Raw genomic sequence first — 26103 nt, 5'->3', positions numbered from 1 at the left:
GCGCAGGGATCAAGCCTGACCGCCCGGAGCCGGGCACGGCGGGCCACACCCCCAACAACGCCCCACGCCCGACGACAGCACAGTGTCGACCATGAGGTCAGCGGCAGTCCTGGAGATCAGAAACGCCGCCAACCTCATGATCAACGGGGGAGGCTCCGGGGGGTGAGAGGTGGGGCGGGTGGGAGCAGGAGCGGCCGGAGACGGGGGTCTCCGGCCGCTTGGTGCAGGGGTCGCTACTGCTTGAGCATGTTGTCGAGCAGCAGCGCGCAGCGGACCACGCCGAGGTGGCTGTACGCCTGCGGGTGGTTGCCCAGGCCGCGCTCGGCCAGCGGGTCGTACTGCTCGGGCAGCAAGCCGGTCGGACCCGCCGTGTCGATCATCTGTAGGAACAGTTCCTCGGCGTCGGTCCGCCGGCCGGTACGCAGGTACGCCTCGATCAGCCACGCCGTGCAGATGTGGAAGCCGCCCTCGCGACCGGGCAGGCCGTCGTCCCAGTGGTAGCGGTAGACGACCGGACCGCTGCGCAGATCCGCCTCGATCTTCAGCACGGTGGAGAGAAAGCGGGGATCGTCGCCGGCCAGCAGTCCGGAGATGCCGATCCACAGCGACGAGGCGTCCATGTCCTCGTCGCCGTACGCGACGCTGTACGCCTCGGCGTGCTCGTGCCAGCCGTACTCGAGCACGTTGGCGCCGATCCGGTCGCGTAGTTCCACCCACTCCGGGCGGTCCTCGCCGCCGTGCTGACGCATCACGTGCAGCGCCCGGTCGACGGTCATCCAGCACATGACCTTCGAGAAGACGTGGTGCCGGGGTGGTAGGCGGGCCTCCCAGATGCCGTGGTCCGGCTCGTGCCAGCGACGGCGGACCGCCTCGACCATGTTCTCCAGCACCCGCCACTCCTCGGCGCGTACCGAGCCGCGCACGTCGGCGGTGGCGGCGATCAGGTCGGCGATCGGGCCGAAGACGTCGAGTTGGAGCTGGTGGTTGGCGAGGTTGCCGACGCGTACCGGGCGGGATCCGGCGTAGCCGGGCAGGGTGTCGATGACCGCCTCGGCACCCAGTTCGAAGCCGTCGACCGTGTAGAGCGGGTGCAGCCGTTCGGGGTGCCCGCCGGTGCGCTCCACACAGCCGTCCACCCAGCGCAGGAACGCCTCGGCCTCGGTGATCGAGCCCAGGTCGACAAGGGCTCGGGCGGTCATCGCGGCATCCCGCAGCCAGCAGTAGCGGTAGTCCCAGTTACGGACCCCGCCCAGCTCCTCCGGCAGCGAGGTGGTCGCCGCCGCCAGGATCGAGCCGGTGGCCTCGTGGCAGAGGGCGCGCAGGGTCAGTGCGCTGCGGGCGACCAGGTCCCGGGCGGTGGTCGGCAGCCGCAGCGAGGCCACCCAGTCCTTCCAGGGCCGCTCGGCCGCGGCCTGCCGCTCGTGGATGGGCAGCCGGTGGTGTTCCAGGCTGTGCGTACCGAAACGCAGCTCCAGCACCACCTGGCCGCCGAGCGCGGCGAGGTCCACCACCGCCTTGGCGGTCTCGTACCCGCCGTCGTTGCCGACCTCCCACTGCACCCCGGGGGAGTAGAGCGCGACCGGTTCGTTGGAACCGAGCACCAGCAGGCCGTCCCCGAGCGGCTGGAGCTGGACGGCGACCTGGGCGAACTCCGGCCGGGGCGCGAACTCGACCCGGACCCGACCGGTGCCGGTGAGTACCCGGATCAGGGTCGAGTCACCGGAGATGATCGCCGGGCCGTCCGGCGTGGCCTTGGGGTCCGGCTTGTCGAGCCAGTCGGTGACGGTGAGACCGGACCAGCGAGTCTCCACGGTCATCGTGCCGGAGCGGTAGCGCTGGCCCAGCGGAATGCCGCCGCGCTCGGGTGCGACGCTGAAATGCCCGGCCGGACTGCCACCGACCAGATCCGCGAAGATCGCCGCCGAGTCGGGCTTGGGGTTACACAGCCAGCTCACCTTGGCGTCCGGCGTGAGCAGCGCGACCGTCCGACCGTTGGCCAGCATGGAGTGACGCTCGATCGGCACCGCCCGTTCACCGAACAGCCAGTGCCGTCGGGTCTCCAGCAGCAGCCCGAGCGCTCGGGCTGCCTCGATCGGCTCGGCCACCCGGTAACCGGCCTTCGTCTCACCCGGGCCGATCTTGATGCCCACGTCCGGGCCGTGCAGGTTGCCGAAGGCGTTCTCGTCGGTCACGTCGTCGCCGATGAAGAGCACCGCACTCGCCGAGAGCTGGGTGCGCAGCTGGTCGACGGCGGTGCCCTTGTGGGTGGCCACGACGGAGAGCTCGATGACCTCCTTGCCCTGGGTCACGGTGACGTCCGGCCAGGTCGCCGGGCCGTTGCGGACCGCGTCGATGGTGGCGGCGGCGACCTGGGGATCAACCCCACGGGTGTGTACGGCGACACTCGCCGGCTTGCGTTCCAGTCGGACACCGGGGTGGGCCGCGGCGATGTCCCGCAGGGCGTCGCGCAGCCGGGTTCGTACGGCGATCAGCTCGGGGGAGAGCCGCTCGACGAAGCCGATGTCGAATTCGGAGCCGTGACTGCCGACCAGGTGGACCTCGCTCGGCAGCCGGGAAAGGGCGGCCAGGTCACGCAGCGCGCGACCGGAGACGACCGCCACGGTGGTCTGCGGCAGCGCCGCCAGGGCCCGCACCGCCGCCACCGACTCCGGCAGCGGTACGGCCTTGCTCGGGTCCTCCACGATCGGCGCCAGCGTGCCGTCGTAGTCGCAGGCGACCAGGAGTTGGGGCACCCGGGCGATCCGCCCGATGGCGGCGCGCAGTTCCCGATCCATCGGGCCCGCGACGGGCGTGCTGTTCTCGGTGGACGCCGCGTTCACGCTGCCTCCATGTCGGGCACACCAAGTTCGGTGAGGAAGGACTTCGCCCAGTGCCCCACGTCGTGGGTGCGCAGATGGCGTTGCATTGTCCGCATACGGCGACGAGCCTCCGGCTTCTCCACATGCACGGCCCGTAGCAGAGCGTCCTTGACCGCGTCGGGGTCGTGCGGGTTGCACAGGAACGCCTGACGCAGCTCGGTGGCCGCGCCGGCGAACTCACTGAGTACGAGTGCGCCCCCGTGGTCCGCCCTTGATGCCACGTACTCCTTGGCCACCAGGTTCATTCCGTCTCGCAGCGGAGTGACCATCATCACGTCGGCGGCGGCGTACATCGCAGCCAGTTCGGTCCGACTGTACGACTGATGCAGATAATGCACCGCCGGCACGCCAACCCGGCCGAATTCGCCATTAATCCGACCAACCTCGCGCTCAACCTTGACGCGAAGTGCCTGGTAGTGCTCCACCCGTTCGCGGCTCGGCGTGGCGACCTGCACCATAACCGCGTCGGGCACTGTCAACTTTCCGTCAGCCAGCAACTCGCGGAACGCCTTGAGGCGCAGTTCGATGCCCTTGGTGTAGTCGAGGCGGTCGACGCCGAGGATGATCGTCTTGGGATTGCCCAGCTCCTCGCGGATCTCCTTGGCCCGCGCCTGGATCGCCGGGTCGGCGGCCAACCGCTCCATCTCCTGTGTGTCGATCGAGATGGGGAACGCGCCGGCCTTGACCTGACGGCCGTCCACCTGGATCATCTGGCCCTCGTACCGCAGCCCCAGCAGGTGCCGGGCCAGCCGGACGAAGTTCTGCGCGGCGAGCCGCTGCTGGAAACCGACCAGGTCGGCGCCGAGCAGGCCACGCAGGATCTCGGCGCGGAACGGCATCTGCATGAACAGCTCGATCGGCGGGAACGGGATGTGCAGGAAGAAGCCGATCCGCAGGTCGGGGCGCAGCTCCCGGAGCATCGCCGGCACCAGTTGGAGCTGGTAGTCCTGGACCCAGACCGTGGCCCCCTCGGCGGCGACCTCCGCCGCGGCCTCCGCGAACCGGGCGTTGACCAGGCGGTACGCCTCACGCCAGCGGCGCTTGTAGGCGGGCGTCTCGACGGCGTCGTGGTAGAGCGGCCAGATCGTCGCGTTGGACTGCCCCTCGTAGTAGCGCTCCAGCTCCTCGGCGCTCAGTGGCACCGGATGCAGCCGGATGCCCTCCAGGTCGAACGGCTCGGGGGCCGCGCCGGTGCCGCCTGCCCAGCCGACCCAGGTGCCCTGGTGCTCGGCGAGAACGGGGTGCAGCGCGGTGACCAGCCCGCCGGGGCTGCGTCGCCACTGCCGTCCCTCGGGTGTGCTCACCTCGTCGACCGGCAGTCGGTTCGCCACTACGACAAAGGAGCTACGGACGGTCACGATCGGCCACCTCCGGGTGCTGACGGGTCCACCGCGATGAGCGTACTGAGCGTAGCTGCGGCGTCTGTTCCCCTGTGCCGGACTCACCTACCCGTCCCGAACTCGGCGAACCCAGGACGTGATCATGTTTACAGGTGAGCTCTCCCGGTCGGCGGTCGGGGCACTGGCCTGACCCGTTGGACACCGTCTGGCGGGGCGATGTGGGCGCGGTCCGGCGTACCTGTCAGGATTGACAATGGCGTGCGCGCGGCCGGCTGTCGGCCGACGGCGATGGACGGCGGCCCTGGCCCGCGCCCGTGGCACGCGAAATCGGCGATCGAAAGCGACGGAGGAGCCCGCACCGTGGCCCAGTTCATCTACGTCCTGGACAAGGCGCGCAAGGCGCACGGCGACAAGGTCGTGCTCGACAACGTGACGCTGAACTTCCTGCCGGGCGCCAAGATCGGGGTGGTCGGTCCGAACGGCGCCGGTAAGTCCAGCCTGCTCAAGATCATGGCGGGTTGGGAGCAGCCGAGCAACGGCGAGGCCCGGCTGATGCCCGGCTTCACCGTGGGGATGCTCGCGCAGGAACCGCCACTCAACGACGCCAAGACCGTGCTCGGCAACGTCGAGGAGGCGGTGGCGGAGACGAAGGTCAAGCTGGAGCGGTTCAACAAGATCGCCGAGCAGATGGCCACCGACTACTCCGACGAGCTGATGGAGGAGATGGGCCGGCTCCAGGAGGAGCTGGACCACGCCGACGCGTGGGACATCGACTCCAAGCTCGAACTGGCCATGGACGCACTGCGCTGTCCGCCGCCGGACGCGGACGTCACCCAGCTCTCCGGCGGTGAGCGCCGCCGGGTCGCCCTGTGCAAGCTGCTGCTGGAGGCCCCCGACCTGCTGCTGCTCGACGAGCCCACCAACCACCTGGACGCCGAGAGCGTGCAGTGGCTGGAGCAGCACCTGGCCAAGTACGCCGGCACCGTGGTCGCCATCACCCACGACCGCTACTTCCTGGACAACGTGGCCAACTGGATCCTGGAGCTGGACCGCGGTCGCGCCTACCCGTACGAGGGCAACTACTCCACCTACCTGGAGAAGAAGGCGGCCCGGCTGGCGGTGGAGGGTCGCCGCGACGCCAAGATGAAGAAGCGCCTGGCCGACGAGCTGGACTGGGTACGCTCCAACGCCAAGGCCCGGCAGACCAAGTCCAAGGCCCGTCTCGACCGGTACGACGAGATGGCCGCCGAGGCGGAGAAGACCCGCAAGCTGGACTTCGAGGAGATCCAGATTCCGCCGGGCCCGCGCCTGGGCAACACCGTCATCGAGGCGAACAGCCTGACCAAGGGCTTCGGCGAGCGGGTGCTCATCGACAACCTCTCCTTCTCGCTGCCGCGCAACGGCATCGTCGGCATCATCGGCCCGAACGGGGTCGGCAAGACCACCCTGTTCAAGACCATCGTGGGGCTGGAGGAGCCGACCGGCGGCCGGGTCCGGGTCGGCGAGACCGTCTCGCTGTCCTACGTCGACCAGAACCGGCAGGGCCTGGACGGCGACAAGACCGTCTGGGAGGTCGTCTCCGACGGACTGGACCACCTCATGGTGGGCAAGGTCGAGATGCCCTCGCGGGCCTACATCGCGGCGTTCGGGTTCAAGGGCCCCGACCAGCAGAAGCCGACAAAGGTGCTCTCCGGTGGCGAGCGCAACCGGCTCAACCTGGCGTTGACGCTCAAGATCGGCGGCAACGTCATCCTGCTCGACGAGCCGACCAACGACCTGGACGTGGAGACCCTGTCCAGCCTGGAGAACGCGCTGCTGGAGTTCCCCGGCTGCGCCGTGGTGATCTCCCACGACCGGATGTTCCTGGACCGGGTCGCCACGCACATCCTGGCCTGGGAGGGCGACGACGAGGACTCGGCGAAGTGGTTCTGGTTCGAGGGAAATTTCGAGGCGTACGAGAAGAACAAGGTCGACCGGCTCGGCGCCGAGGCGGCCCGTCCGCACCGGGTGACGTACCGCAAGCTGACCCGCGACTGACCGGGTGGGTCCGTCGTGGCTGACCGGTTCGTCTACCACTGCACCCTGCGCTGGTCCGACCTGGACGCGTACGGCCACGTCAACAACGCCCGCTTCCTCACCCTCTACGAGGAGGCCCGGGTGGCGTTGATGTTCGTCGGTGCCCGGGCGCACGGGGTGGACTCGTTCGCCGAGGGCGTGGTGATCCGCCGGCACGAGGTCGACTACCTGCGGCCGGTGGACTACGCCCTCGACCGGGCCACCGTCGAGACCGCGCCCACCGTGCGGATCGAGCTGTGGGTGGAGCAGTTGCGGGCCGCCTCCTTCACCGTCGGTTACGAGATGTACGACGGCGAGCTGCTCATCAGTCGGGCCCGTTCGGTGCTGGTGCCGTTCGACCTGGTCCGGCAGGTGCCCCGGCGGCTGAGTGAGCCGGAGCGCACGTTCCTGCTCGGCCACGTGTCGCAGGCGGCGCCATGAGCGCCGGACACGGCATCGTCGACCGCGCCGACGCGGGGGCGTTCCTGGCCCGGCTCGTCCGGTTGGAGCGCGCCGCCCTCGTTCGGCTCAGGCCGGCCGCTGTCGGCGCGCGTACCGCCCTCTGGGCGCGGCTGCCGTGGGAGGTGCTGGCGGTGCGTACGGTGGCCGGTGCGGGCCCGGGTGACGTGACCGTCGCTGCCGGGCAGTTGCTCGCCGAACTCGCGGCCGGCGGCGCGGACCTGCCGGCCCGCTGCGACGCGCAGTGGCGGTGGGCCCTGCCGCCGGCCGTCAGTCGGCGGGTCGAGACGCTGCCGGGCGGGGAACTGCGCCGGCTGGCCGAGGCGGCGGCGGGCACCCTGCGCGCGGCGGCCGAGCACGGTGTCGGTGGTCGGGCGGTGGGGCAGCGGGTGCTCCGCGACGCCCTGCTGGACCACGTGGCGGTGGTGGTCACCCCCGACGACGAGCCTGACCGTCCGGTGGAGGTGACTCAGCGGATGGTGCAGGGTCTGGTTCGCATGGGTTTCCTCGCCGCGTCGGGGGATTCGTCGGACGCTGACGGCGTGCAGGTACGCGCGGCTGGCCGATGGGTCGGATTGGTGGGACCGTACGGAGCCATCTGGTCGCAGAAGGCCACGGATCTTGTCGTACGGCCATCCATGGCTCATGCGAAAGGATGACCTCTGCTCATCCTTCCGGTTTGGTGCTGCCGTTGGGGGGGTGCTTCGTTCCGGCTGTCCGGGTACCGTCCATCCTCGGATCCACCCACTGTAGGCGACCGGATCCGCTGGGGAGTGAGGTGCGCGAGCGATGCCGTGGTGGTCATGGCGTCCAGGTCCCGCCAGTGGCGGCGACCCGGAAACTCGAAGCAGGATCATGGTGGAAGGTGCGGTCCGGGTCGGCCCGCCGGCGCCCCGCCAACCGGGCGACGACTGTCCGGCTGCGGAGCGTCCGTTGATCGCCGACATGCCAGCCACCGTCGAACAGGTAACCCTGCGCCGGATCTGTGACGCGCTCGACCTGCTCGACGTGCGTTACCTGGCCGACGGAGACGGCAACCTGCTGGCCATGTGGGAGCGGCACGCGGTGCTGGTCACCCTGGAGGGGCCGGAGGACGAGATCCTCGTGCTGCGGGCCCGGCCACACGCGACGGTGCCGCCGGACTGGGCGGACCGGGCCTACCGGGTGGTCAACGAGTGGAACCACACTCGACGCTTCTGCAAGGCGTACGTGGGGGACCCCACCGAACGTGGTCAGTTGCCGATCTACGCCGAGTTGCAGGTTCCGCTCGCGGCAGGTGCCCACGACGCGCTCCTGGTCGAGTTGCTCGACTGCGGTGCCGCCGTGGCCACCAGCTTCGTCGACTGGCTGCACGACGAGGGCGCCCTGCTCTGACCTGGGCGACGGCATCCGCTCCGTCAGGGGGCGGGGCGGCGCCGGTCAGCCGTGTGCCGCCGGGTCCGTCATGTCGTTCACCATGAAGTACGCCGCCCGCTCGAGGTAGTCCCACAGTTCGGTGGCGAGCGCGGGAGGCAGGTCGAGGCTGTCCACCGCCCGCCGCATGTGACCTAGCCAGGCGTCGCGTTCCGCCGCGCCGATCCGGAACGGGGCGTGGCGCATCCGCAGTCGGGGATGGCCACGCTGTGCCGAGTAGGTGTTCGGGCCGCCCCAGTACTGCATGAGAAACAGCCGCATCCGGTCGGCCGCCGGGCCCAGATCCTCCTCCGGATACATCGGGCGCAACAGCGGATCGGCGGCGATGCCGGCGTAGAACTCCTCGACCAGCCTGCGGAACGTGGGCTCACCGCCGACGGCGTCGAAGAACGTGACCGCCTCGCCGTGGCCTTCGGACTCACCTGCGGGATTCACCGTTCCATCCTGCCAGGCCCGCCCCGGCGCCCGCCCGGCCGGCACCGGGTGAACGAGGGTGGCTCAGCTCACCGCGTGCCGGGGCCGCCCCGGACCCACGTGCCCGGGACCGGGATCCTCGGCAGAGGTGCCCCCCGACGATCCGGCAGGGGCGGTGGCCTCGGTGCTCGCGGTGGCCTCGGTGCTCGCGGCGGCGGAGGCGGCTCGGGCGGCGTCGACGGAGGCGGTCACCGTCTGCTGGTCGGGCCAGCGCAGGACGACGAGCGACATCAACAACACCCCGGCGATGCTCCACACCCCCACCACGAGCGGGATCGGAAACCGCTCGGCGAGCAACCCGGTGACCAGAACGGCCGCGCCCTGGATGACCTGCATTCCGGTCGCCATGACACCGAACGCCCGGGCCCGGAAACCGTCCGGGAGGGCCTGGACGAAAAGTCCGTTGGCCGTCGGAATCAGCCCGGCGACCGCGAATCCGCAGACCGCGGCGAGCAGCGCCACCACCACCGGCGGCGGATCCAACAGCGCGGGCACCAGTGCTAGTGGGGCGATCACGGCCAACGGCCGGAGCAGGAGCAGCCGGCGGGCCGGTGCGACGGCACGGCTGATGATCAGTCCGCCGAGGATGAAGCCGGTCGGAGTGGCGGCCATGATCACCGCCTGCGCCAGCCCCGGGTCCATGCTCTCGCCGGCGTGTTCGTTGGCCCAGGCGGCGGCCAGCCCTTCGGGAACGATGGAGAAGAGCATGGCGCTGAAGACCAGGACGGCGATCGCCCGCAGCACCGGTGTCCGGAAGACCATCTGGAAGCCGGCGGCGGTCTCCCGGATCAGGTGACTGCGATGGGCGCTGGTCATCGCCGGTGGCCGGTCGCGCACTCCGAGTCGGACGAGCACGGCCGACAGCGCGAACGCACTCGCGTTCATCAGCAGTGCGGCGGTGGGGCTGAACGTCGCGACGGCAGCGCCGAGCAGGTAGCCGACCACCTGGGCGGCCTGCCCCACGCTGGCGTTGACGGACAGCCCGACGACGAGTCGGTCGCCGGGCAGGATCAACGGCAGCAGCGCCGAGCGCGCGGCCTGACTGGGTGGATTCGCCAGCGTGGTCGCGAACAGTAGCGCAAGGATCACCGGTACCGGCATCCCCGGGACGGCGACGAGCAGCATCAGCGCCATCCGGACGAGGTCGCAGACCACCATCACCTGACGGAACCGGTGCCGCTCGGCGATCGTGGCCAACAACGGGCCGCCAACCAGCCAGGGTAGGTAGGAGACCGCGAAGGCGGCCGCCGACAACGCCACGGACTCGGTTTCCCGATAGACCAGAAGGGTGACTGCCGCCCGGGCGACGTAGTCACCGACCCAGGTCAGCGTGCTGGCCGCGAAGACGGCCCGATACTCACGCTGGGCGAAAACCTCCCGGAAGGTGGCCGGCCCTTCCGGAGAAGGTCGCTCGTCGGACACCATCGCCTCCATCGTCCCGGTGTCTGGCCACTCGTGATGGCGGCCCGGGACCATCGTCAGGTCTGCAGATCAGCGAGGACGTGACACCGCTCGGTAAGCGCGTGCACCGGATTCTGCCCGATCGTCTGACAACTGGCTAGGGCGAACGGTTGGTTGGTCGCATCTCCGACTGAACGAACGGACGATACCCGAGGGGGCCGCTCAGTCGCGACCCCCGCCGGTCGGCTCAGGTGGCGCCGCCTTGACCGGTCTCGGCGTCCGGTCGAGTAGGTATGCCGGGGTAGAGGCGGCCCGCCGCGATCCTCGCCGTGATACCCGAGTTCTCCAGCGCCTCAGCCAGTCGGCGACGCAGCTCCCGGCCGACGCTGAACTGACCGTCGGCGGTCGTCTTCACCACCGTGCGCATCACCGTGCCCTCCACCGTGACCTGCTCGACGCCGAGCACCTCCGGCGGCTCGACGATCGAACTGGCCAGCTCCGGGTCCACCGCGAGCGACGCGGCGGCGGTACGCAGCACGGCCGTCGCCTCCTCGGTGCTGGCGAAACCGATGGGCAGGTCGACCACCACCAGCGCCCACCCCTGGCTCTTGTTGCCCACCCGCACGATCTCACCGTTGCGGATGTACCAGAGCACCCCCCGTGCGTCCCGGACTGTGGTGACCCGAAGTCCGACCGCCTCGACCACGCCGGTCGCCTCGCCGAGATCGACGTTGTCGCCCACCCCGTACTGATCCTCGATCAGCATGAACAGCCCCGCGATCAGGTCCTTGACCAGACTCTGCGCGCCGAAGCCGAGCGCGACGCCGGCAATGCCCGCGCTGGCCAGCAGCGGTGCCAGGTCGAAGCTGAACTCCTTGAGCACCATCAGCAGGGCGATGCCGAAGATGAACGCGGTGCTCAGGCTCCGTAGCACCGAGCCGATCGCCTCGGCGCGCTGCCGGCGACGCTCCGGGACGAACTCGCCGGGCTCGTTGGCGGCGGTCGGGATGCGCTCGCGCAGTGGGCGGAGCATGGTCGGCACACCGGCGTCGCTGGTGCTGCGGACGAGCCGACGGATGGTGCGGTGCACCAGCCACCGGGCGGCCAACGCCAGCAGCAGGATCATGATGATCCGCAGTGGCTTGACGAGGATCCAGAAGCTGCCCTCGGCGAACCACACCGAGTCGGTCCAGTTCCAGACGATCTTGCACAGCGCCTCGTCCAGGCACTCCGGGCTGGGCGTCTCGACCGGCTCCGGGCTGGACGGGGCGGGGGTGGGGCTGAGGCTGCTGACGGTCACCCTGTGTTCGTACCCCAACCGGTCGGCAGGTCCGCCGTCGACCCACCGTCCGGCGCCGCCCGGCCGGTCGAGCGCGGCCGGGGGAAGGCGCGGGGCTACCCAGGATTAGTACGTGCATTCCCGGTTCCGATCAGGGACTATTGGCGCAGCGGACGTCGGTGATCCGGCCGGCGTCGACGTGGTGTGGGGCTGTGCCCGACGCCGGTCGGCGGTGGCGAGTGGTAAGCCGCTTGACCGGGAGGGTGACGCGATGCCTGACATACGACCCACGGTGGGCTCCGGCGCGCTGGTCCTCAACGCCACCTACGAGCCGCTGTGTGTCGTGTCGGTACGTCGTGCCGCGATTCTCGTGCTCTCGGCCAAGGCGGTTTGTGTCGCCGACGGTGAGGGCATCCTGCACAGCGCCCGCAACGCGCTGCCGGTGCCCTCGGTCGTCCGGCTCACCCGTTTCGTCCGGGTGCCCTACCGCACCCACGTGGGCCTGTCCCGCCGGGCGATCTTCGCCCGGGACGGTTGGCGTTGCGCCTACTGCCGAGGCCCGGCGGAAACCATCGACCACGTCTTCCCCCGCAGCCGGGGCGGCCGGCACGCCTGGGAGAACGTGGTCGCCGCCTGTGCCAGGTGCAACCACACCAAGGGCGACAAGACCCCGGCCGAGCTGGGCTGGCGACTGCACTCGCTGCCGACCGCCCCGAAGGGGATCGCCTGGCGGGTGCTCGGCCACCGCGCCCCCGACCCGCGCTGGGCCAACTGGCTGGACCTCCGCGAACCCGAAGCCGCCTGACAGCCCTCGGCGTCGACTCCCCGTCCGGCCCGCGCGCCGGCCCAGGCGATGCCCGAACTCGTGGACCCAAAACGCCCTCCCCGGGGCACTCCCGATCCAAGATCGGATCACCGCCGGAAGTCCGCCCGCCAGATTCCCCGCCATCCGCCTCTGCGGACGACACCCGCCGCCCTTCCGCGCGGAGAGTGCGCCGAACAGGTTTTCGGGGAGCCCGACCCGCGCAGGGATCAAGCCTGACCGCCCGGAGCGGGTCGGGCTCCCCGAAAACCCCCACAGCAAGCCCTAACGAGCCTCGACAAGCGAAGCGAACACCACCACGTTGTCCGCGTACCCCGTCTCCCCACCCACCCAGCGTCCGCCGCAGGTGATCAACCGAAGCTGCGGACGGCTGAAGTCACCGAAGACGTCGTCCGTGGGTAGTTGTTCCTTGTCGAACCGGTCCACCCGGTCGACCTCGAAGATCGCCACCGAGCCGTCCGAGCGGGCGACCTCGACCCGGTCGCCGGCGCGCAACTGGGGCAGCTGGTGGAAGACGGCCGGACCGGTGGTGGTGTCCACGTGCCCCACGATGACGGCCGGGCCGTACTGGCCGGGGGTGGGCCCCTGGTCGTACCAGCCGGCCTCCTGGGCCCGCTCGGCCGGCGGTGCGGCGATACTGCCGTCGGGCGCGATGCCCACGTTGTGCACCGGGGCCGCCAGGTCGATCTTGTTGATCTCGATGCCGACCGGCTCGCTCGCCGCCAGCAGCGGGACCTTCCTGGGTGGCGGCGCGAGCCCGGCGATGAACCGGTCCGGTAGCACGCTCAGCCCGGTCAGCCGCTCCACGCCGAGCATCGCGATGATCAGCAGCATCAGCGAGCCGATGACCAGCACCGGTAGTCCTGGACCGGAGTGACCGGAGCGTCTGGCCCCCGCCGCCCAGGCCCGAGGCCGCCGGGGCGGTAGCGGTGCCGCCGCGGGATCGGGCGTGGCGACGCTGGCCGAGCCCATCTGCGCGGCGACCCGGACCAGCCGGCCGCCCGCCGCGACCACCCGCCGCCAGCCTCGCCGGCCGCGACCGGTGGTGGTCCGGCGTGCACCGGGGCCCGGTTCCGGCGTGGGTACGCGGAAGCCGGCCATGGCGACGGTCGGTCAGGAACCGGCCCGGCGCCGGCTGCTCAGCAGTCCGAAGACCACCGCTGCGGTCACCGTGGCGACGCCGCCCAGCAGCAGCATCGAGCCGGTGCCCCGGTCGGCGGTCCCGCCGCCACCGGTCGCCGGCCCCTTGGTGGGCTGGTCCATGTTCAGCACGGTGAGCGTGGTGCTGTCGGTCCGGTCGTTGTCACAGCGCAGGTGCACCGGATAGTCGCCGGCCGCCTTGTTGCCCGGCACGGTGACCGAGCCGGTGAGGAAGCCGTTGTCCGGCCGGAGGAAGACCCGGTCGAAGGCGTCCGAGGTCACCTCGGCCTGCCGATCGTTGGCGTTGTCACAGCTGGCCCGGATGCTCACCCGGGAGCCGGCCTGGACGCTGTTGGGCGTCACCTCGACGAAGGTGTTCTCACCCGCTCTGGCGGGTGCGGTGCCGGGCAGGAGCAGCAGCCCGGCCAGAGCGAACGCCGCGATCAGGACGAACGCCCCGAACAGTCGGGCGATGGTCGACAGGGCGTGCTGGACGCCTCCGTACTGTCGCAGACCTCGCATGATCCTCCCTCCCGGCACCGGCGTACCGGTCCTGCTGGGGCGACCTGCGCGGCTTTCCCTCTGCCCCGGCGGCTAACCGCCGGGGCCGGACAGCGGAGTGACGGCCTGCCAGCCGAGCGGGGTGGAGAGCACCATCGTGCTCGACGGCTGACCGTAGGGGGCGAGACGGTCGATGACCGCCTCGAAGTCTCCGATCGACCCGGCCGCGACCTTCAGCACGCTGCACGCGTCGCCGGTGATCCGATGGATCTCCAGGATCTCCGGCCATCGCGCGACTTCGGGGTCGTGCAGGATGCACCGGGCGCCGTAACAGGACATCCGGATCAGCGCGACCACGGTGCGGCCGGCCCGGGCCAGGTCGACGTGGGCGTGGTACCCACTGATCACGCCGGTTTCCTCCAGCCGGCGTACCCGCTCGGCGACCGCGGGTGGGGACAGGTGCACCCGCCGGGACAGCTCGCTGAAGGACAACCGTGCGTCGGCCTGCAACTCGCGGAGCAGGGCCCAGTCCATCTCGTCCATGCCCGCGACCTTACGTCCGGCAGGTCATTGCCGGCGAGCGGCTTCCGTTCCTTAGGTCAACCACCGAAAGCGCCGTTGAACAGGCATTCCATCTGGCCAACCGCACGGGAGATCATGACGGGACGGGCGAGCCGGGAGGAGCGGACGCATGGAGCAGACGGAGCTGCGGCCCCGGACGGAGGTGCGTCCGGTCACCGCAGGGCAGCGCGTGGCGCGCGCCGCCCACAACGGCGGCGAACCGACCCTGGAGTTCGCCGAGCGGGTGCCGTACGACGCGTACGTGCAGGCCAGTACGCTGCATCGGCTACAACAGCCGCTCAGCGCCGACCCGGGCGAGATGTCCTTCCTGATGGTCAGCCAGATCATGGAGTTGTACTTCGGCCTGACCTGTCACGAACTACGGGAGACGTCCCGGCTGCTGCGCGCCGACCGGGTGTGGGAGGCGTTGGCCCCGCTGCGCCGCGCCGCGCTGCACCTGGAAGGGCTCAACGCGGCCTGGCGGGGACTGCGCTGGATGACCCCGGCCGACTTCAACCGCTTCCGCAACCTGCTCGGCGAGGGGTCGGGTTTCCAGTCGGCGATGTACCGCCACCTGGAGTTCCTGCTCGGGCTGCGCGACCCGGCACTGATCCGCCCGTTCCGGCGGCAGGCCGAGGTGCACACCGAGCTCACCGACGCCCTGGCCACGCCGAGCGTCTGGGACGAGGTGGTCGCCCTGCTCGCCCGGCACGGCCACGACCTGCCCGCTGACCTGCTGGCGCGGGACGTGGCCACCGAACACGAGGCGCACCCCGCCGTCGAGGCGGCCTGGGTGCAGATCTACGCCGACGCCGGGCCCGACAACCACCTGCGGCTGCTCGGCGAGGCGCTGACCGAGGTGGCCGAGCAGTTCGGCGACTGGCGGCACCACCACATCAAGGCGGTGCAGCGGACCATGGGCGCCAAGGTGGGCAGCGGCGGCTCCGCCGGGCTGGCGTGGCTGCAACGCAGCATGGCCCGGGTGGTCTTCCCCGAACTGTGGTCGGCCCGGACGGCGATGTGAGGGTGACGATGAACGTGACGGAAGACGAGGCACGCCGCCTCGACGCGGCCGAACCGGGGCACCGGCACCTGTTCCACGTGCCGCCGGCCGACGGTGGGCGCTACCCGGAGGCCGCCTACCTGGCGGGCAACTCGCTCGGCCTGCAACCGCGGGCCACCCGCGACGAACTCCTGGCCGACCTGGATGCCTGGGGCCAGCTCGGCGTGGAGGGGCATCTGGCCGCGGAACGGCCCTGGCTGCCGTACCACGAGCTGCTGACGGCGCCGGCCGCGCGCCTGGTCGGCGCCCTGCCCACGGAGACCGTGGTGATGAACTCGCTGACGGTCAACCTGCACCTGCTGATGGTCAGCTTCTATCGGCCGGCCGGCGAGCGGACCCGGATCGTCATCGAGGACAGCGCCTTCCCGTCGGACAGCTACGCGGTGCGCAGTCAGGCACGGTTCCACGGCCTCGACCCGGACGACACGATCGTCCGGCTCGCGCCGCGTCCCGGTGAGGACACCCTGCGCACCGAGGACGTCACCGGCTACCTGGCGGCCGAGGGCCACACCGCGGCGCTGGTGCTGCTCGGCGGCGTCAACTACCTCACCGGTGAGCTGATGGACATCCCGGCGATCACCGCGGCCGGCCGGGCCGCCGGCGCGGTCGTCGGGTGGGATCTGGCGCACGCGGCGGGCAACGTGCCGCTGTCGTTGCACGACTGGGACGTCGACTTCGCCGCCTGGTGCTCGTACAAGTACCTCAACTCGGGGCCCGGCGCGCTGGCCGGGGTCTTCGTGCACGAACGCCACCACGGCGACGCGACGCTGCCCCGCTTCGAGGGCTGGTGGAGCACGGCGGCGGCGACCCGGTTCGAGATGGCCCCGGTCAGCCGGCCACCGGCCACCGTGGAGGCATGGCAGATCTCCAACCCACCGATCTTCGCGATGGGCCCGGTGCGCACCTCGCTGGAACTGTTCGACTCGATCGGCATGTCCGCGCTGCGGGCGCGCAGCCTCCGGCTCACCGGCTACCTGGAGCGGCTGCTCGACGAGGTCACCGCCGATCGGCCCCTGCGGGTGATCACTCCACGTGAGCCGCGTCGGCGCGGTTGCCAGCTCTCGGTACGCATCGGCGCGGGCAGCGCCAACGAGCTGACCAAGCGACTGCGTCACGAGCACGGAGTGATCGCCGACGCCCGGGAGCCGGATGTGGTCAGGTTCGCCCCGGTGCCGCTGTACTCGACGTACCACGACTGCTGGCGGGTCGCCGACGCGCTGGGCGCGACGGTTCCGGGGGTGGTCCGGTGACCGGGGAGCGCGACGAGATTGCGGTGGTGGGTGCCGGGTTGGCCGGCTGCCTGCTGGCCTGCTTCCTGGCTCGCCGAGGCCATCCGGTGGCACTCTACGAGCGGCGCCCGGACCCGCGTAGCGGCACCCCCGAGCGGGGCCGCTCGATCAACCTGGCGCTCTCCGAGCGTGGGCTCGACGCGCTGCGTCGCATCGGACTGGCCGAGCAGGTGATGACGGACGCGTTGCCGATGCGGGGCCGGATGATCCATCCGGTGAGCGGGCCGACCGACTTCCAGTCGTACAGCGTCTCCGGCGACCGCGCGATCAACTCGATCAGCCGGGGTGCCTTGAACAACGCCCTGCTGGCGGCCGCCGCCAAGCTGCCGGGGGTGCGGATCGCCTTCGAGCACCGGCTGGTCGGGCTCGACCCGGCCACCGCGACCATGACCTTCGAGACGCCGCGGGGCACGGTGACCGAGGGCGCGCGGGTGGTGCTCGGCACCGACGGCGCCGGCTCAGCGGTACGCGGACAGTTGCTCGCCCACGACCTGGTCACCGAGAGCGTCGACTTCCTCGACTACGGCTACAAGGAACTGACGATCCCGCCGCTGGGCGGCGACTTCGCCCTGGATCCGGGTGCGTTGCACATCTGGCCGCGCGGCACCTCGATGATGATCGCGCTGCCCAACCCGGACCGCTCGTTCACCTGCACCCTGTTCTGGCCCACCCACGGCACCGCGAGTTTCGCCTCGCTAGGCAGCGCGGCGGCGATCGAGCGGCACTTCGCGCAGCACTATCCGGATCTGCCGGCGATCGCACCGAACCTGGTCGACGACTACCAGCACAACCCGGTCGGGGTGCTCGGCACGGTGCGGTGCGACCCGTGGCAGGTCGACGGGCGGGTCGCGCTGCTCGGCGACGCGGCCCACGCCATCGTGCCGTTCTACGGCCAGGGTGCGAACTGTGCCTTCGAGGACGTGGTCGAGCTGGACCGCTGCCTCGACGAGTGCGCCGGGGACTGGTCGGCGGCGCTGCCGCTGTTCCAGCACCGCCGGCAGGACAACGCCGAGGCGATCGCCCGGATGGCGCTTGCCAACTTCGTGGAGATGCGCGACAAGGTCGCCTCCCCGGTCTTCCGGGCCCGCAAGCAGGTGGAGCATGCTCTGGAGCGGACGCTGCCCGGCCGGTACGTCTCCCAGTACGAGTTGGTGTCCTTCTCCACCGTCCCGTACGCGCAGGTGCGCCGCCGGGTCCGCCGGCAGTACCAGGTGATCGGCCTGGCGGCGGCCGGCCTGGCGGTGGTGGCCGGCGCGGCGGTGGCGCTCGGGTTCAGGAGGCTCCGATGACGCTCTGGGATCCCCGGCTGATGGCCGGGCGGGCACCTGACGGTCCCGGTCTGCTGCGCAACTTCGTCGCCGGCGAGTTCGTCGACACCGGAACCCGCTTCGCCAAGCGCAGCCCGGTGACCGGTGAGCCGGTGTTCGAGGTGGTCGAGGCGGATCAGACCACTGTGGACGATGCCGTGGCGGCGGCGCGGACCGCGTTGCGGGGTCCGTGGGGTCGGGCGGGGGAGCGGGAGCGCGCCGAGGTGCTGCGCCGGATCGCCGACGAGTTGGAGCGTCGCTTCGACGACCTGGTGGCCGCCGAGGTCGCCGACACCGGCAAGTCCATCTCGCAGGCCCGCACCCTGGACATCCCGCGAGGTGCGGCGAACTTCCGGGCCTTCGCGGAGATCGTGGCGACCGCGCCGACCGAGTCGTTCACCACGGTCACCCCGACCGGTGGTCGGGCTCTCAACTACGCGGTACGCAAGCCGGTCGGCGTGGTCGCGGTGATCGTGCCGTGGAACCTGCCGCTGCTGCTGCTCACCTGGAAGGTCGCCCCCGCTCTGGCCTGCGGCAACGCGGTGGTGGTCAAGCCGAGCGAGGAGACGCCCGCGTCGGCCACCCTGCTCGCCGAGGTGATGGCGGCGGCCGGGGTGCCCGACGGCGTGTTCAACCTGGTGCACGGCTTCGGGCCCGACTCGGCCGGCGAGTTCCTCACCCGTCATCCGGACGTCGACGCGATCACCTTCACCGGTGAGTCGGCCACCGGCGGCGCCATCATGCGGGCCGCCGCCGACGGGGTGAAGGCGGTCAGCTTTGAGTTGGGTGGCAAGAACGCCGGGCTGGTCTTCGCCGACGCGGATCTGGACGCGGCGGTGGCCGGTTCGGTGCGGTCGAGTTTCACCAACGGCGGCCAGGTGTGCCTCTGCACGGAACGGATCTACGTGCAGCGGCCGGTGTTCGAGGAGTTCACCGCGCGGTTGGCCGGGCGCGCCGGCGAACTGGCGTACGGCTGGCCGGCCGACGAGGCGACGGTGAACATGCCGCTGATCTCGCACGGCCACCGGGACAAGGTGCTCGGGCACTATGACCTGGCGCGGGCCGAAGGCGCCCGGGTGCTCGCCGGCGGTGGGGTGCCCCGGTTCGACGACGCCCGCGACGGCGGCGCGTACGTGCAGCCGACGGTGCTGACCGGGCTCGGCCCGGACGCGCGGACCAACCGCGAGGAGATCTTCGGGCCGGTGGTGCACGTGGCGCCGTTCGACCACGAGGACGAGGCGTACGCCCTGGCCAACGGCACCGAATACGGCCTGGCGGCGACGGTCTGGACCCGGGACGTGGGCCGGGCGCACCGGGCCGGTGCCCGGTTGGACGCCGGCATCGTCTGGGTCAACACGTGGTTCCTACGTGACCTGCGGACCCCCTTCGGTGGGGTGAAGGCCTCCGGCATCGGTCGGGAGGGTGGCGTGCACTCGCTGAATTTCTACTCCGAACTGACGAACGTCTGCGTGGATCTGTCATGAGTGGTGTTGAGTTGGCGGCGCGAGAGTTGGCCGAGGCCAGAGCCGGCGGCAAACCGTGCCCACCGTTGCGTGGGCGGTTGCTGCCGGAGGGCGATGTCCAGGCCGCGTACCGGGTGCAGCAGCGCCAGGTGGGCGAGTGGCTGGCGGCCGGGCAGCGCCGGGTGGGCGCGAAGATCGGGCTGACCTCCCGGGCGGTCCAGGAGAGCTTCGGGGTGTACGAGCCGGACTTCGGGGTGCTCACCGACGCTATGGCGGTGCCCGACGGTGCCGAGGTGACGATCGGCCGCCTGCGGCAACCCCGGGTGGAGGCGGAGGTCGCCTTCGTGCTCGGCACCGATCTGCCCGACGACCGGGTCACCACCGCCGACCTGCTGCGCGCCGTCGACCATCTGCTGCCGGCCATCGAGATCGTCGATTCGCGGGTGGCCGGTTGGGACATCTCCATCGTGGACACGGTGGCCGACAACGCCTCAAGCGGCCTGTTCGTGCTCGGCACCACGCCCCGCCGGCCGGCCGAGGTCGACCTGCGGCTGTGCGGGATGGTCCTGGAACACGCCGGTGAACCGGTGTCGGTGGGTGCCGGGGCGGCCTGCCTGGGCAATCCGTTGCACGCGCTGGCCTGGCTGGCCGCCACGTCGGCCCGCGCCGGTGATCCGCTGCGCGCCGGTGACGTGGTGCTGTCCGGCGCGCTCGGCCCGATGGTGGCGGTGACACCGGGCGCGGCGTACGAGGCGCGCATCTCCGGTCTCGGTTCGGTGCGGACCTGTTTCACCAAGGAGGTGCACGGATGACGGGTGTGGCGGTGATCGGGTCGGGCAACATCGGCACCGACCTGATGATCAAGGTACTGCGGTTGTCGGATTCGCTGCGGATGGTGGCGATGGCCGGGATCGATCCCGCCTCCGACGGGCTGGCCCGGGCTCGCCGGCTCGGCGTGGCCACCACCGCGCAGGGTGTCGAGGGTCTTGTCGCGCTGCCCGAGTTCGCCGACGTGGACCTGGTCTTCGACGCCACCTCGGCGGGTGCGCACCGGCACAACGACGCGGTGCTGCGGGCACACGGGCGGACCGTGATCGACCTGACCCCGGCGGCGGTCGGCCCGTACGTCGTGCCGCCGGTCAACCTGGAGGAGCACCTGGGCGAGACCAACCTGAACATGGTCACCTGCGGCGGGCAGGCGACCGTGCCGATCGTCGCCGCGGTACGGCGGGTGACCCCGGTCGCGTACGGGGAGATCGTCGCGTCGATCGCCTCGCGGTCGGCCGGCCCGGGCACCCGGGCCAACATCGACGAGTTCACCGAGACCACGGCCCGGGCCATCGAGGTGGTCGGCGGCGCAGATCGAGGCAAGGCGATCATCGTGCTCAACCCGGCCGACCCGCCACTGCTGATGCGCGACACCATCTACTGCCTCTGCCCGGACCCCGACGCCGACCGCGACGCCATCGCCGCCTCGGTCGGCGACATGGTGGCCACCGTGCAGGAGTACGTCCCCGGCTACCGCCTCAAGCAGGACGTGCAGTTCGACCGCGTCGACACCTACGTGCCGTCGCTCGGACGGCAGCTCACCGGGTTGCAGGTCTCGGTCTTCCTGGAGGTCTCCGGCGCCGGGCACTATCTGCCCGCGTACGCCGGGAACCTGGACATCATGACCTCGGCCGCGTTGCGCACCGCGCAGCGGCTGGCCGCCCTGCGGAAGGTGGTGCCGGCCCCATGACGGAGCTGTACATCCAGGACGTGACGTTGCGCGACGGCATGCACGCCATCGCGCACCGCTACACCGTCGACCAGGTCCGCACCATCGCCGCCGCGCTCGACGCCGCCGGGGTCGCCGCGATCGAGGTGGCCCACGGTGACGGTCTGGCCGGGTCCAGCGTCAACTACGGCCACGGCGCGGCCAGCGACGCCGACTGGATCGCGGCGGCGGCCGAGGTGATGACGAGGGCGAAGCTGACCACCCTGCTGCTGCCCGGCATCGGCACCATCGCCGACCTGAAGGCCGCCCGGGCGCTCGGGGTGACGAGCGTCCGGATCGCCACCCACTGCACCGAGGCCGACATCTCCGCCCAGCACATCTCCTGGGCCCGGGAGAACGGCATGGACGTGGCCGGCTTCCTGATGATGTCGCACATGAACGACCCGGTCGGGCTGGCCGCCCAGGCGAAGCTGATGGAGTCCTACGGGGCGCACTGCGTCTACGTCACCGACTCCGGCGGCCGGTTGCTGATATCCGACGTGGCGCAGCGTGTCGACGCGTACCGGCAGGTCCTCGCACCGACCACGCAGATCGGCATCCACGCCCACCACAACCTCTCCCTCGGGGTCGCCAACAGCGTGCTCGCCGTCGAGCACGGCCGGGTCGCCGGCGACGGCCCGGTCGGGTCGCCGGCCGGCCGCACCGTGCGGGTGGACGCCTCCCTGGCGGGCATGGGTGCCGGCGCCGGCAACGCGCCGCTGGAGGTCTTCGTCGCGGTCGCCGAGCTGCACGGCTGGCAGCACGGCTGTGACGTCTTCGCCCTGATGGACGCCGCCGACGACATCGTCCGCCCATTGCAGGACCGGCCCGTCCAGGTCGACCGGGAGACCCTCTCCCTGGGGTACGCCGGGGTCTACTCCAGCTTCCTGCGCCACGCCGAACGGGCCTCGGCGCGCTACCGCGTCGACGTCCGTTCGATCCTGGTGGAACTGGGCCGACGTCGGATGGTCGGCGGGCAGGAAGACATGATCGTCGATGTGGCGCTGGACCTGGCCGGCAAGGAGAACTCATGATCGGGCCGGACATCGCGGGGGTCGCCGAGACGCTCGGCACGGCCGCCGACACCGCTACCCCGATCGCTCAGCTCGCCGCCGAGACCGGGCTGGACGTCGACGCCGCGTACGCGGTGCAGACCGCCCTGGTGCAGCGCCGGCTGGACCGGGGGGAGCGGCTCGTCGGGTTGAAGATGGGGCTGACCAGCAAGGCGAAGATGGCCCAGGTCGGGGTGGACGAAGTGATCTGGGGTCGGCTCACCGACCCGATGCGGATCCCCGACGGTGGCACGGTCGACGTGTCCGCGTTCATCCATCCCCGGGTCGAGCCGGAGGTGGCGTTCCTGCTGGACCGGCTGCCCGAGCCCGGTGAGCCGGTCGGTGACTTCACCGAAGCGGTACGGGCGGTCGCTCCGGCGATCGAGTTGATCGACTCCCGGTACGCGAACTTCACCTTCTCCCTGCCGGACGTCATCGCCGACAACACCTCGGCCGGCGCGTTCGTGATCGGGCCCTGGTCGCCGGTGCCGGACGGCCTGGACAACCTGGGCGTGCTGTTGGAGATCGACGGGCGGTTGGCGCAGGTGGGCTCGACGGCGGCCATCCTCGGCGACCCGCGACGGGCGCTTGACGAGGGCATTCGGCTGGCGGGGCGGCACGGGGTGCGGTTGCGCTCGGGCTGGGTGTTCCTGGCGGGCGCGGCGACGGCTGCGGTGCCGTTGCGTGCTGGTGCTCATGTCCGGGCGGTGGTGGAGAAGCTCGGTACGGCTTCGTTGCGGAGTGCGTCGTGAGCGGGGGTGGGGGTTCCGGGCAGCCCGACCGGCTCCGGGCGGTCAGGCTTGATCCCTGCGCCGGTCGGGCTGCCCGGAACCCCGACGTGGTCGGGCTTCGCGCGCCGGTGCCAGGTGGGTGGGGTCTGTCGTCGGTCGGGCTGCCCGGAAGCCCTGACGTGGTCGAGGTTCGTGCGCCGCTGTCAGGTGGGTTTGATCTGGGGTGGGTGGTGACCGCGCCGGGCGGACGGGGTCCGGGGTGGATGGTGCCCGGGTCGGGTGGATCGGGTCTGGTGTCGACGGCGCCGGTGTCGGTGCCGGCTGGGTGGGGGGTTGGGGTGGGTGCTGTCCCGTCCGGATGTCGGGGAGGTCTGTCGTGAGTGGGGGTGACGGGGCCCGGGTTGTTGCCGGGAAGGCGGTGCCTCGGGGGGCGTTTCCGCATGTGAAGGTGGCGGGTGGGTTCGTTTTCGTGTCGGGGACGTCGTCGCGGCGGGCGGACAACACGTTCGCGGGCGTGGCGGTGGACGAGTTCGGCACGACCGATCTGGACATCCGGGCGCAGACGCGGGCGGTGATCGAGAACATCGCGGACCTGCTCCGGTCGGTCGGTGCCGAGCTGACCGACCTGGTCCAGGTGACCACCTATCTGGTGAACATGAACGACTTCGGTGGATACAACGAGGTGTGGGCGGAGTTCTTCGACGCGACCGGACCGACCCGGACGACGGTCGCCGTGCACCAGTTGCCGCATCCGCACCTGCTGATCGAGATGCAGGCCGTCGCCCTGCTCCCAGAAAGAGGCCAGTCATGAGTGAGATCGCCGAGCCGTTCAGCTTCCCCGGCTGGATCGCCGAGCACCAGCACCTGCTGAAGCCGCCGGTGGGCAACAAGGAGATGCTGCCCGGGTCCGAGGACTTCATCGTGATGGTGGTCGGTGGGCCGAATCAGCGCACCGACTTTCACGTCGACCCGTACGAGGAGTTCTTCTACCAGGTCAAGGGCAACATGCACATCAACCTGATGCTGCCCGAGGGGCCGCGTACGGTGCACGTGCGCGAGGGTCAGATGTGGATGTTGCCCCGGAACACGCCGCACTCGCCGCAGCGGCCGGAGGCCGGGTCGATCGGGATGGTGATCGAGCGGGTACGCGAGGAGGGGACGCTGGAGAAGTTCCAGTGGTACTGCCCCGAGTGCTCCCACCCGGTGCACGAGGTCGAGTTGCAGGTCCGGGACATCGCCGCCGACCTGCCTCCGGTCTTCGCCGCGTTCTACGCCGACGAGTCGGCGCGTACCTGCGACAACTGCGGCACCCTGCACCCGGGCAAGGGCTGATGGTGCCGTCGGTGGCTCCGGTGGTGGATGTGCACACGCACGTCGTGCCAAAGGGCTGGCCGGACCTGGCCGCGGCGTGCGGCGGGTCCGACTGGCCCTGGCTCCGGGTCGACTCGGAGCGCGCTGCGATGATCATGATCGGGGAGACCCCGTTCCGCCCGGTCGGCGCGGAGTGTTGGGACGCCGGCACCCGGCTGGCCGACATGACCGCCGACGGGATCGACGTGCAGGTGGTCTCGCCCACCCCGGTCTTCTTCTGCTACGACCGGCCGGCCGACCAGGCGGTGAAGGTGGCCCGGATCTTCAACGACCTGACCCTGGAGGTCACCGCCGCGGGCGGGGACCGGCTGCTGCCGTTCTGTCAGGTGCCGTTGCAGGACCCGGAGGCGGCCTGCGCCGAGGTGGACCGCTGCCTCGCGGCCGGCCACGTCGGCGTGGAGATCGGCAATCACGTCGGCGACCGGGACCTGGACGACGCCGGCATCGTGACGTTCCTGACCCACTGCGCCGAGGTCGGTGCGCCGGTTTTCGTCCACCCGTGGGACATGGCCGGTAGTCCCCGGTTGAACCGCTGGATGGCCCGGTGGCTCACCGGCATGCCTGCCGAGACCCACCTGTCGGTGCTGGCGATGATCCTCGGCGGGGTGTTCGACCGGGTGCCGGACACGTTGCGGATCTGCTTCGCCCACGGCGGCGGCAGCTTCCCGTTCTGGCTGGGACGCGCCGACAACGCCTGGCACCGCCGCGGCGACCTGGTACGCGGTGCCTCCGCCGCCCCGCCCAGTTCCTACCTCGACCGGTTCTACGTCGACTCGGTGGTCTTCTCGACTCCCGCCCTGCGGCTGCTCGTGGACACCATGGGCACCGAGCGGGTGCTGGTGGGCAGCGACTACCCGTACCCCCTGGGTGAACGCCCGGCCGGCGCGGTGGTCCACCAGGCCGACTTCCTCACCGACGCCCAGCGCACCAGCCTGCTCTCCACCAACGCCCTCCGCTTCCTCGGCCGTGACGGTATATAAAGACGGGGTAATTGTATACACTCGGCTGGTGAAGACGGTTATTGATCTTGATGATGACCTGCTCGAACGAGCCCGCCGTGAACTGGGCACCAAGAGCAAGAAGGACACCATTCACGCTGCGCTTCGGATGGTCGCCGAGCGCAGCGAGCGGATGGAGGCGATCCGGGAGTTGCTCTCCATCGATCGGGACTGGACCGGCCTGCTGGAGGATGACAAGACACCCGGCGACAAGTGGGACGCAGCGTGACCCCTCCGCCCGGCCTGTACCTGATCGACACCTCGGCCTGGGGTCGCCTCCGCCAGCCGATCGTCGGAAAGCGGATCCTGGCGCTGCTCGAGGAGAGGCTGGCCGCGACCTGCCTACCGTTGGACCTGGAGGACGGGCGCAGCGCCCGCGACTTCAGGAACGCGACGACGGTACGCGCCCGGCGCGCCGAGCTGATGATCGACCTTCCGATCACCCAGGCCGTGGCCACGAGAGCGCGAGACTTGCAACTCGCGTTGACCGCCCGGGGACACCATCGGGCAGCGAGCCCGGTGGATCTCATGGTGGCGGCCTCTGCCGCTGAGTACGGCGCCACCGTTCTCCACTACGACCAGGATTTCGACCTGTTGGCGGAGGTCGGTGGACCACGGTCCGAATGGGTGTCGCCACCGGGAACCCTCTCCTGAGTGAGAGCGGGTCTGGAGTGGCTCGCCGGTAGCGGGTCGCGTCCCACAGGCGACGTCGAAGGCCTTCTGCGGCCGCGATACTCGTGTCGAGGCG

Annotated in this window: 26 protein-coding genes; 18 read left to right on the top strand and 8 right to left on the bottom strand. The window is 70.9% G+C overall.

Annotation, left to right across the window (positions count from 1 at the left end; genetic code table 11):
• Positions 1-233: 233 nt before the first annotated feature.
• Both otsB and KBX00_RS25480 read right to left on the bottom strand, forming a co-directional pair.
• A complete protein-coding gene (otsB, locus tag KBX00_RS25485; RefSeq protein WP_210830596.1) occupies positions 234-2795 on the bottom strand; it encodes a trehalose-phosphatase in 2562 nt (853 codons plus the stop codon).
• 41 nt (positions 2796-2836) lie between these two features.
• Positions 2837-4237 (bottom strand): trehalose-6-phosphate synthase, encoded by a 1401-nt coding sequence (locus tag KBX00_RS25480; protein WP_210830589.1) that lies wholly within the window; start codon positions 4235-4237, stop codon positions 2837-2839.
• 342 nt (positions 4238-4579) lie between these two features.
• Here KBX00_RS25480 and ettA point away from each other — a divergent pair, with 342 nt between their 5' ends.
• From ettA to KBX00_RS25460, 4 genes are all read left to right on the top strand, one after another.
• On the top strand, positions 4580-6256 hold the full coding sequence (ettA, locus tag KBX00_RS25475; RefSeq protein ID WP_210830588.1) for an energy-dependent translational throttle protein EttA: 1677 nt from the start codon (positions 4580-4582) through the stop codon (positions 6254-6256).
• Positions 6257-6271: 15 nt separating this feature from the next.
• Positions 6272-6715: a thioesterase family protein gene (locus KBX00_RS25470; RefSeq protein WP_210830587.1), complete on the top strand. Its 444-nt coding sequence runs from the start codon at positions 6272-6274 to the stop codon at positions 6713-6715.
• Positions 6712-7392 carry a hypothetical protein gene (locus KBX00_RS25465; RefSeq protein ID WP_210830586.1) on the top strand — a complete coding sequence of 227 codons (681 nt, stop codon included), beginning with the start codon at positions 6712-6714 and terminating at the stop codon, positions 7390-7392. Before KBX00_RS25470 ends, KBX00_RS25465 begins: the two co-directional genes overlap by 4 nt.
• A gap of 130 nt (positions 7393-7522) precedes the next feature.
• Positions 7523-8107, top strand: a complete 585-nt coding sequence (locus KBX00_RS25460) for a YbjN domain-containing protein (protein ID WP_210830585.1) — start codon at positions 7523-7525, stop codon at positions 8105-8107.
• A gap of 45 nt (positions 8108-8152) precedes the next feature.
• Here the strand turns inward: KBX00_RS25460 and KBX00_RS25455 are convergent, their stop codons facing one another.
• From KBX00_RS25455 to KBX00_RS25445, 3 genes are all read right to left on the bottom strand, one after another.
• Positions 8153-8581 (bottom strand): globin, encoded by a 429-nt coding sequence (locus KBX00_RS25455; RefSeq protein ID WP_210830584.1) that lies wholly within the window; start codon positions 8579-8581, stop codon positions 8153-8155.
• 63 nt (positions 8582-8644) lie between these two features.
• On the bottom strand, positions 8645-10045 hold the full coding sequence (locus tag KBX00_RS25450) for an MFS transporter (RefSeq protein ID WP_210830583.1): 1401 nt from the start codon (positions 10043-10045) through the stop codon (positions 8645-8647).
• 223 nt (positions 10046-10268) lie between these two features.
• On the bottom strand, positions 10269-11321 hold the full coding sequence (locus KBX00_RS25445; RefSeq protein WP_210830582.1) for a mechanosensitive ion channel family protein: 1053 nt from the start codon (positions 11319-11321) through the stop codon (positions 10269-10271).
• Between the two features lie 250 nt (positions 11322-11571).
• On the opposite strand from KBX00_RS25445, the gene KBX00_RS25440 reads away from it, so the two are divergent.
• Positions 11572-12105, top strand: a complete 534-nt coding sequence (locus KBX00_RS25440) for an HNH endonuclease (protein ID WP_210830581.1) — start codon at positions 11572-11574, stop codon at positions 12103-12105.
• A gap of 282 nt (positions 12106-12387) precedes the next feature.
• Here the strand turns inward: KBX00_RS25440 and KBX00_RS25435 are convergent, their stop codons facing one another.
• The 3 genes from KBX00_RS25435 to KBX00_RS25425 all read right to left on the bottom strand — a co-directional run bounded on the left by KBX00_RS25435 (position 12388) and on the right by KBX00_RS25425 (position 14307).
• The gene (locus tag KBX00_RS25435) at positions 12388-13224 is read right to left on the bottom strand and encodes a class F sortase (RefSeq protein WP_210830580.1); all 837 of its coding nucleotides are present in this window, start codon (positions 13222-13224) and stop codon (positions 12388-12390) included.
• A 12-nt stretch (positions 13225-13236) separates the two neighbouring features.
• The gene (locus tag KBX00_RS25430) at positions 13237-13785 is read right to left on the bottom strand and encodes a hypothetical protein (RefSeq protein ID WP_301548591.1); all 549 of its coding nucleotides are present in this window, start codon (positions 13783-13785) and stop codon (positions 13237-13239) included.
• Positions 13786-13857: 72 nt separating this feature from the next.
• On the bottom strand, positions 13858-14307 hold the full coding sequence (locus tag KBX00_RS25425; RefSeq protein ID WP_210830579.1) for an Lrp/AsnC family transcriptional regulator: 450 nt from the start codon (positions 14305-14307) through the stop codon (positions 13858-13860).
• Between the two features lie 148 nt (positions 14308-14455).
• Between KBX00_RS25425 and KBX00_RS25420 the strand changes: the two genes are divergently transcribed.
• From KBX00_RS25420 to KBX00_RS25360, 13 genes are all read left to right on the top strand, one after another.
• On the top strand, positions 14456-15349 hold the full coding sequence (locus tag KBX00_RS25420) for a tryptophan 2,3-dioxygenase (protein WP_210830578.1): 894 nt from the start codon (positions 14456-14458) through the stop codon (positions 15347-15349).
• Between the two features lie 8 nt (positions 15350-15357).
• Positions 15358-16638: a kynureninase gene (gene kynU / locus KBX00_RS25415; RefSeq protein ID WP_210830577.1), complete on the top strand. Its 1281-nt coding sequence runs from the start codon at positions 15358-15360 to the stop codon at positions 16636-16638.
• The gene (locus tag KBX00_RS25410) at positions 16635-17966 is read left to right on the top strand and encodes an NAD(P)/FAD-dependent oxidoreductase (RefSeq protein WP_210830576.1); all 1332 of its coding nucleotides are present in this window, start codon (positions 16635-16637) and stop codon (positions 17964-17966) included. The genes kynU and KBX00_RS25410 overlap by 4 nt, the downstream gene beginning before the upstream one ends.
• Before the next feature lie 20 nt (positions 17967-17986).
• Positions 17987-19468 carry a 2-hydroxymuconic semialdehyde dehydrogenase gene (locus KBX00_RS25405; RefSeq protein WP_210830594.1) on the top strand — a complete coding sequence of 494 codons (1482 nt, stop codon included), beginning with the start codon at positions 17987-17989 and terminating at the stop codon, positions 19466-19468.
• Complete coding sequence (locus KBX00_RS25400) at positions 19465-20259, top strand: 2-keto-4-pentenoate hydratase (RefSeq protein WP_210830575.1); 795 nt, start codon at positions 19465-19467, stop codon at positions 20257-20259. The genes KBX00_RS25405 and KBX00_RS25400 overlap by 4 nt, the downstream gene beginning before the upstream one ends.
• Positions 20256-21185 (top strand): acetaldehyde dehydrogenase (acetylating), encoded by a 930-nt coding sequence (locus KBX00_RS25395; RefSeq protein ID WP_210830574.1) that lies wholly within the window; start codon positions 20256-20258, stop codon positions 21183-21185. Before KBX00_RS25400 ends, KBX00_RS25395 begins: the two co-directional genes overlap by 4 nt.
• Positions 21182-22237 carry a 4-hydroxy-2-oxovalerate aldolase gene (dmpG, locus tag KBX00_RS25390; protein ID WP_210830573.1) on the top strand — a complete coding sequence of 352 codons (1056 nt, stop codon included), beginning with the start codon at positions 21182-21184 and terminating at the stop codon, positions 22235-22237. The genes KBX00_RS25395 and dmpG overlap by 4 nt, the downstream gene beginning before the upstream one ends.
• Positions 22234-23007, top strand: coding sequence for a 2-keto-4-pentenoate hydratase (locus KBX00_RS25385; RefSeq protein ID WP_210830572.1), 774 nt, complete (start codon positions 22234-22236; stop codon positions 23005-23007). Before dmpG ends, KBX00_RS25385 begins: the two co-directional genes overlap by 4 nt.
• Before the next feature lie 337 nt (positions 23008-23344).
• The gene (locus KBX00_RS25380) at positions 23345-23797 is read left to right on the top strand and encodes a RidA family protein (protein ID WP_210830571.1); all 453 of its coding nucleotides are present in this window, start codon (positions 23345-23347) and stop codon (positions 23795-23797) included.
• Positions 23794-24318: a 3-hydroxyanthranilate 3,4-dioxygenase gene (locus KBX00_RS25375; RefSeq protein ID WP_210830570.1), complete on the top strand. Its 525-nt coding sequence runs from the start codon at positions 23794-23796 to the stop codon at positions 24316-24318. The genes KBX00_RS25380 and KBX00_RS25375 overlap by 4 nt, the downstream gene beginning before the upstream one ends.
• A complete protein-coding gene (locus KBX00_RS25370; RefSeq protein ID WP_210830569.1) occupies positions 24318-25337 on the top strand; it encodes an amidohydrolase family protein in 1020 nt (339 codons plus the stop codon). The genes KBX00_RS25375 and KBX00_RS25370 overlap by 1 nt, the downstream gene beginning before the upstream one ends.
• A 28-nt stretch (positions 25338-25365) precedes the next feature.
• The gene (locus KBX00_RS25365) at positions 25366-25584 is read left to right on the top strand and encodes a type II toxin-antitoxin system VapB family antitoxin (protein WP_269737856.1); all 219 of its coding nucleotides are present in this window, start codon (positions 25366-25368) and stop codon (positions 25582-25584) included.
• Positions 25581-26009, top strand: a complete 429-nt coding sequence (locus KBX00_RS25360; protein WP_210830568.1) for a PIN domain-containing protein — start codon at positions 25581-25583, stop codon at positions 26007-26009. Before KBX00_RS25365 ends, KBX00_RS25360 begins: the two co-directional genes overlap by 4 nt.
• Positions 26010-26103 lie beyond the last annotated feature (94 nt).

The sequence above is a fragment of the Micromonospora sp. C95 genome (assembly GCF_018070465.1).
Taxonomy (GTDB): Bacteria; Actinomycetota; Actinomycetes; order Mycobacteriales; family Micromonosporaceae; genus Micromonospora.
Note: the sequence above shows the minus strand (reverse complement) of the source record. Positions and strands in the feature narration are given on the sequence as shown.

Coding starts and splice junctions, on each gene's coding strand:
- KBX00_RS25380 (WP_210830571.1), top strand. CDS start 23,345: ATGTCGGGGAGGTCTGTCGTGAGTGGGGGTGACGGGGCCCGGGTTGTT.
- dmpG (WP_210830573.1), top strand. CDS start 21,182: ATGACGGAGCTGTACATCCAGGACGTGACGTTGCGCGACGGCATGCAC.
- KBX00_RS25420 (WP_210830578.1), top strand. CDS start 14,456: ATGGAGCAGACGGAGCTGCGGCCCCGGACGGAGGTGCGTCCGGTCACC.
- otsB (WP_210830596.1), bottom strand. CDS start 2,795: ATGGATCGGGAACTGCGCGCCGCCATCGGGCGGATCGCCCGGGTGCCC.
- KBX00_RS25425 (WP_210830579.1), bottom strand. CDS start 14,307: ATGGACGAGATGGACTGGGCCCTGCTCCGCGAGTTGCAGGCCGACGCA.
- KBX00_RS25395 (WP_210830574.1), top strand. CDS start 20,256: ATGACGGGTGTGGCGGTGATCGGGTCGGGCAACATCGGCACCGACCTG.
- KBX00_RS25375 (WP_210830570.1), top strand. CDS start 23,794: ATGAGTGAGATCGCCGAGCCGTTCAGCTTCCCCGGCTGGATCGCCGAG.
- KBX00_RS25430 (WP_301548591.1), bottom strand. CDS start 13,785: ATGCGAGGTCTGCGACAGTACGGAGGCGTCCAGCACGCCCTGTCGACC.
- KBX00_RS25460 (WP_210830585.1), top strand. CDS start 7,523: ATGCCGTGGTGGTCATGGCGTCCAGGTCCCGCCAGTGGCGGCGACCCG.
- KBX00_RS25465 (WP_210830586.1), top strand. CDS start 6,712: ATGAGCGCCGGACACGGCATCGTCGACCGCGCCGACGCGGGGGCGTTC.
- kynU (WP_210830577.1), top strand. CDS start 15,358: ATGAACGTGACGGAAGACGAGGCACGCCGCCTCGACGCGGCCGAACCG.
- KBX00_RS25385 (WP_210830572.1), top strand. CDS start 22,234: ATGATCGGGCCGGACATCGCGGGGGTCGCCGAGACGCTCGGCACGGCC.
- KBX00_RS25435 (WP_210830580.1), bottom strand. CDS start 13,224: ATGGCCGGCTTCCGCGTACCCACGCCGGAACCGGGCCCCGGTGCACGC.
- KBX00_RS25400 (WP_210830575.1), top strand. CDS start 19,465: ATGAGTGGTGTTGAGTTGGCGGCGCGAGAGTTGGCCGAGGCCAGAGCC.
- KBX00_RS25450 (WP_210830583.1), bottom strand. CDS start 10,045: ATGGTGTCCGACGAGCGACCTTCTCCGGAAGGGCCGGCCACCTTCCGG.
- KBX00_RS25440 (WP_210830581.1), top strand. CDS start 11,572: ATGCCTGACATACGACCCACGGTGGGCTCCGGCGCGCTGGTCCTCAAC.
- KBX00_RS25405 (WP_210830594.1), top strand. CDS start 17,987: ATGGCCGGGCGGGCACCTGACGGTCCCGGTCTGCTGCGCAACTTCGTC.
- KBX00_RS25370 (WP_210830569.1), top strand. CDS start 24,318: ATGGTGCCGTCGGTGGCTCCGGTGGTGGATGTGCACACGCACGTCGTG.